Consider the following 7,615-nt stretch of genomic DNA (forward strand, 5'->3'; position numbering starts at 1 on the left):
GATATAGTACCTCCGGACCTGAAGTGGATTTAGTAAAAGGTTTGCTGGCCGATTACGAAAAAGGGGATTGGGATAGCTGGCAGGAAAAATATGCAGACACCGCAAAAGTTTACTACAACCAATGGGATGACAGTATTACCGTCGCTCAATCGATGGAAGGACATAAAGGTACTATTGCACTTTTAAGTTCATACGGATTTGGTGACAATGTGATTTATGAAAAAATATTAAGTGATAATGGGAATACATGGGTTAATTTCTGGGGAAGATGGGAAGGCACACTTAAAGAAAATAACCAAGTAGTTGTATTACCTGTGCATCTTTCCGTTCATGTCTTAAATGGGAAAATAGTACAAGAGAATGGTTTTTGGGATAACGCCATTATGCAAACAGCTCTCGAAGAAATTGAGGAGATGAAAAATGCACCTGAAATTGAAAAAACCATTATGACCAATCATAATAAAATGATTGAAGCCTGGAACAATAATGATGCTGAAGCCTTTAAGGCGCTTTCTTCAATTGGTATTATTAGAAACTCTAATGGCACACGGCAGGCCAACAATCAATCTGAATATGCAGACATGATGAATCAATTCCATAATGGCTTCCCTGATTTCAAGGTAAACCTGGACAGTTATTTCCTTAAAGACGGAAAGTCCTATATAAACTGGACCTGTACAGGAACGAATACCGGGCCATTTATGGGTAATCCTCCAACCGGAAAAAAAATGGAGACCCATGGATACAGTGTTTGGGCGTTTGATAGCAAAGGACTAGCAGTCCAGGAGGATGCCTTTTTCGACAATATGGACATGTTAAGTCAATTGGGATACACAGTTGCACCACCGAAGGCTAACTAACCGTAAAATTGTAAAATAAATTTCTAACCTAAAATTATAATCAAAATGAGAAAATTTCTTTATCTGATGTTACTTTTTCCCTTTTTAGTAATATCTCAAGGCGCACAAGAATACATGGTCATGGAAAATGTCATGTTAACGGCTATTCCAACAAAAACCGCGGAATTCGAAGCAGGTATAGCTGCACATAACAAAAAATACCATGCAGAAGGTACCCACGGTGCCCGGGTTTATTGGGTTTCCAATGGTAAAAATGCCGGTAAATATATTTGGGCAATGGGGCCTTTGCCCTGGAGTGCAATGGATAGCAGGCCGGCAGCTGAAGGGCATGATGAAGATTGGAGTAAAAATGTAGTTCCTTATACAACAGCTGAGAGCGACGTCACATACTGGAGGTTTCATCCACAATTCTCCAATTTTTCCAAGGATTTTGACTTAAAGTATTTATCTGTATTCATGGTAGATTTTAAAAGATTTAAATATCCTGAAATGATAAGTATTTTAGAAAGAGTTAAGAAAGTAAATACGGAAAAAAATCCTGATGAAACCTATGGCGTTTATACTAATGAAATGCCAGATACCCAGGATGGCAGAGATATGGCCTTTGTAAATTTCTTTAGTAATTCCGGATGGATGGGTCGTGAAGATACTTTTCCAAAAAAGTTTGATGAAGTACATGGCGAAGGAAGTTTTGAGAAATTTCTTAAGGACGTAGAGGCAGCTACGAACGGAGATCGTTCAGAATTATGGACATTCAGAGAAGACCTAAGTGGACTGAGCGGTACTGTCAATGCTCAAAATAGACAGTAATTACCACTAGTCTAAAAAACGATTCCTATAGTTTTAAAATGATATAGATTTTAAATTAACCAACCATTCAAAACCCGGTAAATACCGGGTTTTGTTTTTACCTTACTCTGCAATGCAATAAGATTAATATTTACCTCTTGGGTTAAGAAAAAAAATAGTTTAAAACCATTATTAGTGCAATACAACAATCTTTATTAATTTCCCCTCAAATCCAAAATACGAATCATGCAAAAAATTAATTCATTTCTATTCATTGTATTCCTTATAGGCACCACTGCCTTCGGACAGCAAAAAACCAATCTTGAACTTACAGATATTTTTAACCTGGAATTTGTTTCCGATCCGCAAATATCACCGGATGGTACTAAAATAATTTATGTAAGGAATTTTAAGGATATCATGACCGACAAGAACCTGTCAAATTTATGGATAGTAAATTTTGATGGCTCCCAAAACCGGCCCTTAACGAATGGAAACCAAAATGATCTTGCCCCACGCTGGTCGCATGATGGTACTAAAATTGTGTTTAAATCAAATATGCAGGATGATAAAATGAAACTTTTTATGATGTGGATGGACACAAAAGAGTATGTTTCCCTTACAAACACAACCTCATCCCCGGGAGGGGTCAGCTGGTCTCATGATGATTCACATGTGGCATTTACAATGTTCGTTCCAAAAAAATCTGAGTCTATCATTAAGTTACCAACTAAACCGGAGGGTGCCAAATGGAATAAACCCCCCGTATATATAGATGAACTAAACTACCGCGGTGATGGTAAAGGATATTACAAAAGTGGCAATGAACAACTTTTTGTTTTATCTGCTGATGGAGGTACACCGCGGCAACTCACTTTTTCAGAATATGACCATGGTGCTCCAATCTGGTCAAAGGACAACCGGAGGCTATATTTTACCGCAAACCTTCATGAAAATCATGAATTTGAACCCAGAAATAGCGAAATTCAGGAACTTAATTTAGCCGATAATTCTATAAAAGCCCTCACAGATCGTCTTGGACCAGATAATGGGCCTGCATTATCACCAGATGGCAAGTATCTTGCCTATACCGGATTTGATGACAAATATCAGGGATATCAGATCACTCAATTGTACCTTATGAATGCAGACGGAACAAATTCCAGACTACTATCTGCGAATTTTGACAGAGATATTCAAAATATAAGTTGGGCCGGGGATGGTAAGGGATTGTACTTTCAATATGATGACAAAGGAGATACGAAAGTTGGTTTTATTTCTACTGCGGGTAAGGTAACACCAATATTAGAAAATTTGGGTGGTCTCTCCTTAGGAAGACCTTATAATGCTGCTTCTTTCACCGTTTCAAAAAATAGCAAATTCGCATATACTTTGGGAGGCACAGAACATCCTGCCGACTTAGGCGCGTTTTATAAAGGGACTAATCAAAGAATTACGAAACTTAATGATGACCTTTTCTCCTTTAGAACTATTGCCGAGGTTGAAGAACTTTGGTGGGAATCTTCTTTTGACCAAAGAAAGATACAAGGTTGGCTGGTAAAACCCCCTAATTTTGATCCTTCCAAAAAATACCCGCTAATACTGGAAATTCATGGCGGACCTTTTACAAGCTATGGTTCAGTATTTTCCGCCGAAATCCAGTTATACGCGGCTCAAGGCTATATGGTATTATATACAAATCCCAGAGGAAGTACTAGTTATGGTGAAGAGTTTGGGAATCTAATTCATCATGACTACCCGAACCATGACTATGATGACCTGATGTCCGGTGTGGATGAAGTAATAAAAAAAGGTAACGTTGATGAAGAAAACATGTTTGTTACAGGAGGTAGTGGCGGAGGAGTACTCACGGCATGGATTGTTGGTAAAACCGATAGATTTGCCGCGGCTGTTGTCGCCAAACCCGTCATTAACTGGTATAGTTTTGTGCTTTATGCAGACGGGGTTGGATTTTTCTATAAATACTGGTTTCCCAATAAGCCCTGGGAAGATCCAAGCAGCTATCTCAAGAGATCACCACTTTCATATGTGGGAAATATTTCTACCCCTACAATGCTGTTAACCGGAGAAGAAGATTTCCGTACACCGATAGCTGAATCTGAGCAGTTTTACGCCGCTCTTAAACTGGAAAAAGTAGAAACGGCAATGGTTCGAATTCCGGGAGCATCACATGGTATTGCCAATAAACCTAGCAACCTAGTTGCAAAGATAGCTAGTGTACTGGCCTGGTTTGAAAAATATAAAAAAGACTAATGTCACAGATATTCTGTTCTAAATTTTACCAAATTGTATGAAATTATAACTAACTTATAGAACTATAAAACATACTCATGATACACAATAAATATTGGCAGGCCTTTTTTGCCCTATCGCCCATAATTATTTTATTTATTATGATGCTGGGGTATTTTGGTTTTCTATTTTCTGTTCTTGGCAACATCCCCGAATTGGAGCAAGCTCATGATGGGCCACCTGAGCTTATTATGGAATGGATAGGCTCTTTCTTTATTGTGATTTTTTTAGTGATATTGCTTTCTGTTGCAAGTTTGGTATTCTTTATTGTACATGCCGTTCAGAATCCGAACCTCAAGCAGGGGCATATGCTACTATTATGGATCTTATTGTTCATTTTTGTGGGCGGTTTGGGAGAATTGATTTATTGGCTGGTTGAAATTGTATCGAAGAGAAACGAAAACGAGCTATTAGAATAGCCTATCCAATGGAAACCAGAAGATCCTTTATTAAAAAAACCGTCCTCGGTGGTGCAGCGCTTTCGGCACCTTATATTGATGTATTTGCTTCAAAATTAACACAGAACTCTACAGCACTAAAACTTTCACTTGCACAGTGGTCTTTAAACCGGGCTTTTTTCAAAGGTGAATTAAACGCAAATGACTTTCCGGATATTGCAAAAAACTCATTTGGCTTAAATGCAGTTGAATATGTAAATGCATTTTATAAGGAATATGGAAAAAGTGAAAAGTTTTGGAATCAACTAAAAGGTAAAGCGAAGGCGGCAGGGGTTAAAAATCTACTGATTATGGTAGATGATGAAGGAGAACTGGGAAATCCCAATAACAAAGAACGCAGGAAGGCCATTGAAAATCATTACAAATGGATCAACGCAGCAAAACTATTAGGGTGTCACTCCATCCGGGTTAATGCTTTCGGACAGGGAAATAGAATTGAATTAAAGAATTCCTTAGTGGATGGTTTGGGAAGGTTAAGTGATTATGGTGCTAAAGAAAATATTAATGTATTGATTGAAAATCATGGTTTACATACTTCAGATGGTAAGTTTATGACTTCGATAATAAAAGAAGTCAACAATAAGCATTTGGGAACTTTACCAGACTTCGGTAACTGGTGCCTTAATGCCAAATGGGGAAGCACGCAAAATGACAAATGCACAGATATGTATGATCCCTATCAGGGAGTAGCCGATTTTTTACCTTATGCAAAAGGGGTAAGTGCAAAATCTTACAATTTTGACGCGAATGGCAATGAAACTTTTCTGGATTACGGAAGATTGCTTAAAACGGTAAAAGATTCTGGCTTTATCGGTTATATAGGGATAGAATACGAGGGAGAAAGACTAAGTGAGCCTGAGGGCATTAAAGCAACCAAGGCTTTAATTGAGAAAGTGTGGCTCAATTTAGAATAAGGTTTTTCTACCCGCCTACCCTCCAAAGGCTGTTAGACCGGCGGGCAGGTTTTCAGTGAGGGTTCATTAGGATTATCTAAACCCTCTAACACCGACGAACCAAACTAAACCAATTAATATGTCACAAATTTCAATAAGCTCAGTTAAACCAAGATTAACTTTTTGGCAAATCTGGAATATGAGTTTCGGTTTTCTGGGAATTCAATTCGGGTTCGCACTTCAAAATGCCAACGTAAGTAGGATTTTTGAAACCCTGGGGGCGTCTAAGGATGAATTGCCAATTCTTTGGCTGGCAGCACCGGTAACAGGTCTGCTGGTACAACCAATTATTGGTTACTACAGTGATAGAACCTGGCACCGTAAATGGGGAAGGCGCAGGCCTTTTTTCGCGATTGGAGCAATTCTTGCCACTATCGCCTTATTTGCAATGCCAAACTCAACTGCACTTTGGATGGCAGTAATTATGCTATGGCTGATGGACGCATCAATTAACATAAGTATGGAACCTTTCAGGGCATTTGTAGGCGACATGTTGCCTAATGAACAGCGGACGAGCGGATTTGCAATGCAAAGTTTTTTTATTGGTTTAGGAGCTATTATTGCCTCTGCCCTGCCCTATATTATGACTAACTGGTTTGGCGTAGAGAATATAGCCGCTGATGGCGGGATCCCGGATTCGGTAAAATGGTCTTTTTACCTGGGGGGAATAGCCTATTTCACCGCTGTAATGTGGACTGTTTTTAACACCGATGAATACCCACCCGATGATATTGAAAAGCTTAAAAGTGAAAATGCAGAAAAAGGAGTATTCACCGGACTCAAAGAATCCTTTATGGGAATTTTTAAAATGCCCACAACCATGGTTCAGCTGGCATTTGTTCAATTTTTTTCCTGGTTTGCATTATTTGCTATGTGGATCTATACTACTTCAGCCGTGACCAGCCATATTTATGACACTTCAGATACTACATCAGTGCTATACAATGAGGGAGCAGATTGGGTTGGAATTTGTTTTGCTGTATATAACGGTATTGCCGCCCTGGTGGCCTTTTTATTGCCTGTTATAGCTAAACATATAAGTAGAAAAATGACACATTTAATTGCACTTATTATAGGGGGAATAGGATTGATTTCTATCTACTTTATTTCCGATCCAAATTTATTGCTGGTATCCATGATAGGAGTTGGTATTGCCTGGGCAAGCATTTTGTCAATGCCCTATGCTATGCTATCCAGTATTTTACCGGCTAATAAAATGGGCTATTATATGGGCGTTTTTAACTTCTTTATAGTTATCCCGCAAATTGTAGCGGCAGGTATCCTGGGCTTTCTATTAAAATCTTTTTTTGGAAATATTTCTATTTATGCTTTGATAATTGGTGGTATTTCAATGATCATAGCTGGTTTGTTATGTGTTTTTGTCCAGGACAATGAAGTTCCCGTTGATTTAGAAAACAAACAAACCACATAGGGGTTGATCTCAGGTTTTAGGTTTCTTATTAGCATATTATTTTACTGCTTTTTCAAAAATTTGATTGTAGCTTAATGTAGTTTACAATTCATTCCTTATTTCCTACAGTTGAGTAAACAATGATTTTTATTGTTTTTATGTTTTCGGAGTTTTGGACCATCATAAACAACTAAAAAAACAATAAAATGAAAACGTTAGCACTTATTTTAAGTTTATTTATTTCGGGGATTATTGCCAATGCGCAGGATACAAAAGGCATCACCCTTAAGGTCACTATTGAAAATGTTCTAAGTGATGAAGGATATATCCTGGCAGCACTCCATACCCAGGACACATTTATGCAAGGTCCGGGAATCCAAAATTTTAAACATGAAGCAAAGACCGGGAGTATTTCCTTTGTTTTTCTAGATGTAAAGCCGGGCACTTATGCAATTTCATCCTTACATGATACAAATGAAAATCAAAGAATGGACTTTCAGGATAGCGGTATGCCTAAAGAAAATTATGCTATGAGCGGTAATGAAATGATTATGGGACCTCCCACTTTTCAGGATGTAAAGTTTGAAGTAAACGACGAAGATTTTGAATTGAAACTTCATTTTTAAATCAGTATAAAACATAAAAATGCCCGCAAAAAGCGGGCATTTTTATTATACGTATGCTTTAAAAGAAATAAAAACTATATCCTGAATGACAAAGCTATCATTCTGTAGCATAAAGTATTATATTTCCTCTGCCAGCCAGGCTTTCATCATCCAAACCGTTTTTTCCTGTTCCGTAATAAAACCACTCATCATAGAATTGGTACCC

General features: G+C 38.0%; 7 protein-coding genes and 1 pseudogene. 7 read left to right on the top strand and 1 reads right to left on the bottom strand.

Going from position 1 to position 7,615, the window contains the following annotated elements:
- From WBM60_RS04755 to WBM60_RS04785, 7 genes are all read left to right on the top strand, one after another.
- On the top strand, nucleotides 1-860 hold an 860-nt coding region (locus tag WBM60_RS04755), incomplete at its 5' end, for an ester cyclase (protein ID WP_424282811.1).
- 45 nt (nucleotides 861-905) lie between these two features.
- On the top strand, nucleotides 906-1,670 hold the full coding sequence (locus WBM60_RS04760; RefSeq protein WP_424259378.1) for a hypothetical protein: 765 nt from the start codon (nucleotides 906-908) through the stop codon (nucleotides 1,668-1,670).
- A 225-nt stretch (nucleotides 1,671-1,895) separates the two neighbouring features.
- Nucleotides 1,896-3,923, top strand: a complete 2,028-nt coding sequence (locus tag WBM60_RS04765; RefSeq protein WP_424278674.1) for a S9 family peptidase — start codon at nucleotides 1,896-1,898, stop codon at nucleotides 3,921-3,923.
- A gap of 77 nt (nucleotides 3,924-4,000) precedes the next feature.
- Nucleotides 4,001-4,381, top strand: coding sequence for a hypothetical protein (locus tag WBM60_RS04770; RefSeq protein ID WP_424259376.1), 381 nt, complete (start codon nucleotides 4,001-4,003; stop codon nucleotides 4,379-4,381).
- An 8-nt stretch (nucleotides 4,382-4,389) separates the two neighbouring features.
- Complete coding sequence (locus WBM60_RS04775) at nucleotides 4,390-5,334, top strand: sugar phosphate isomerase/epimerase family protein (protein ID WP_424259375.1); 945 nt, start codon at nucleotides 4,390-4,392, stop codon at nucleotides 5,332-5,334.
- Nucleotides 5,335-5,512: 178 nt separating this feature from the next.
- Complete coding sequence (locus WBM60_RS04780) at nucleotides 5,513-6,805, top strand: MFS transporter (protein WP_424259405.1); 1,293 nt, start codon at nucleotides 5,513-5,515, stop codon at nucleotides 6,803-6,805.
- Between the two features lie 185 nt (nucleotides 6,806-6,990).
- Nucleotides 6,991-7,410: a DUF2141 domain-containing protein gene (locus WBM60_RS04785; RefSeq protein WP_424282812.1), complete on the top strand. Its 420-nt coding sequence runs from the start codon at nucleotides 6,991-6,993 to the stop codon at nucleotides 7,408-7,410.
- Between the two features lie 117 nt (nucleotides 7,411-7,527).
- Here WBM60_RS04785 and WBM60_RS04790 read toward each other — a convergent pair.
- Nucleotides 7,528-7,615, bottom strand: a pseudogene (locus WBM60_RS04790) (DNA starvation/stationary phase protection protein); the annotation flags it as partial.

The organism is Eudoraea sp. (assembly GCF_049669105.1).
Lineage (GTDB): Bacteria > Bacteroidota > Bacteroidia > Flavobacteriales > Flavobacteriaceae > Eudoraea.

What these genes read in the sequence shown, in the direction of transcription:
- WBM60_RS04765 (WP_424278674.1), top strand. Translation starts at nt 1,896, where the DNA reads ATGCAAAAAATTAATTCATTTCTATTCATTGTATTCCTTATAGGCACC.
- WBM60_RS04770 (WP_424259376.1), top strand. Translation starts at nt 4,001, where the DNA reads ATGATACACAATAAATATTGGCAGGCCTTTTTTGCCCTATCGCCCATA.
- WBM60_RS04780 (WP_424259405.1), top strand. Translation starts at nt 5,513, where the DNA reads ATGAGTTTCGGTTTTCTGGGAATTCAATTCGGGTTCGCACTTCAAAAT.
- WBM60_RS04785 (WP_424282812.1), top strand. Translation starts at nt 6,991, where the DNA reads ATGAAAACGTTAGCACTTATTTTAAGTTTATTTATTTCGGGGATTATT.
- WBM60_RS04775 (WP_424259375.1), top strand. Translation starts at nt 4,390, where the DNA reads ATGGAAACCAGAAGATCCTTTATTAAAAAAACCGTCCTCGGTGGTGCA.
- WBM60_RS04760 (WP_424259378.1), top strand. Translation starts at nt 906, where the DNA reads ATGAGAAAATTTCTTTATCTGATGTTACTTTTTCCCTTTTTAGTAATA.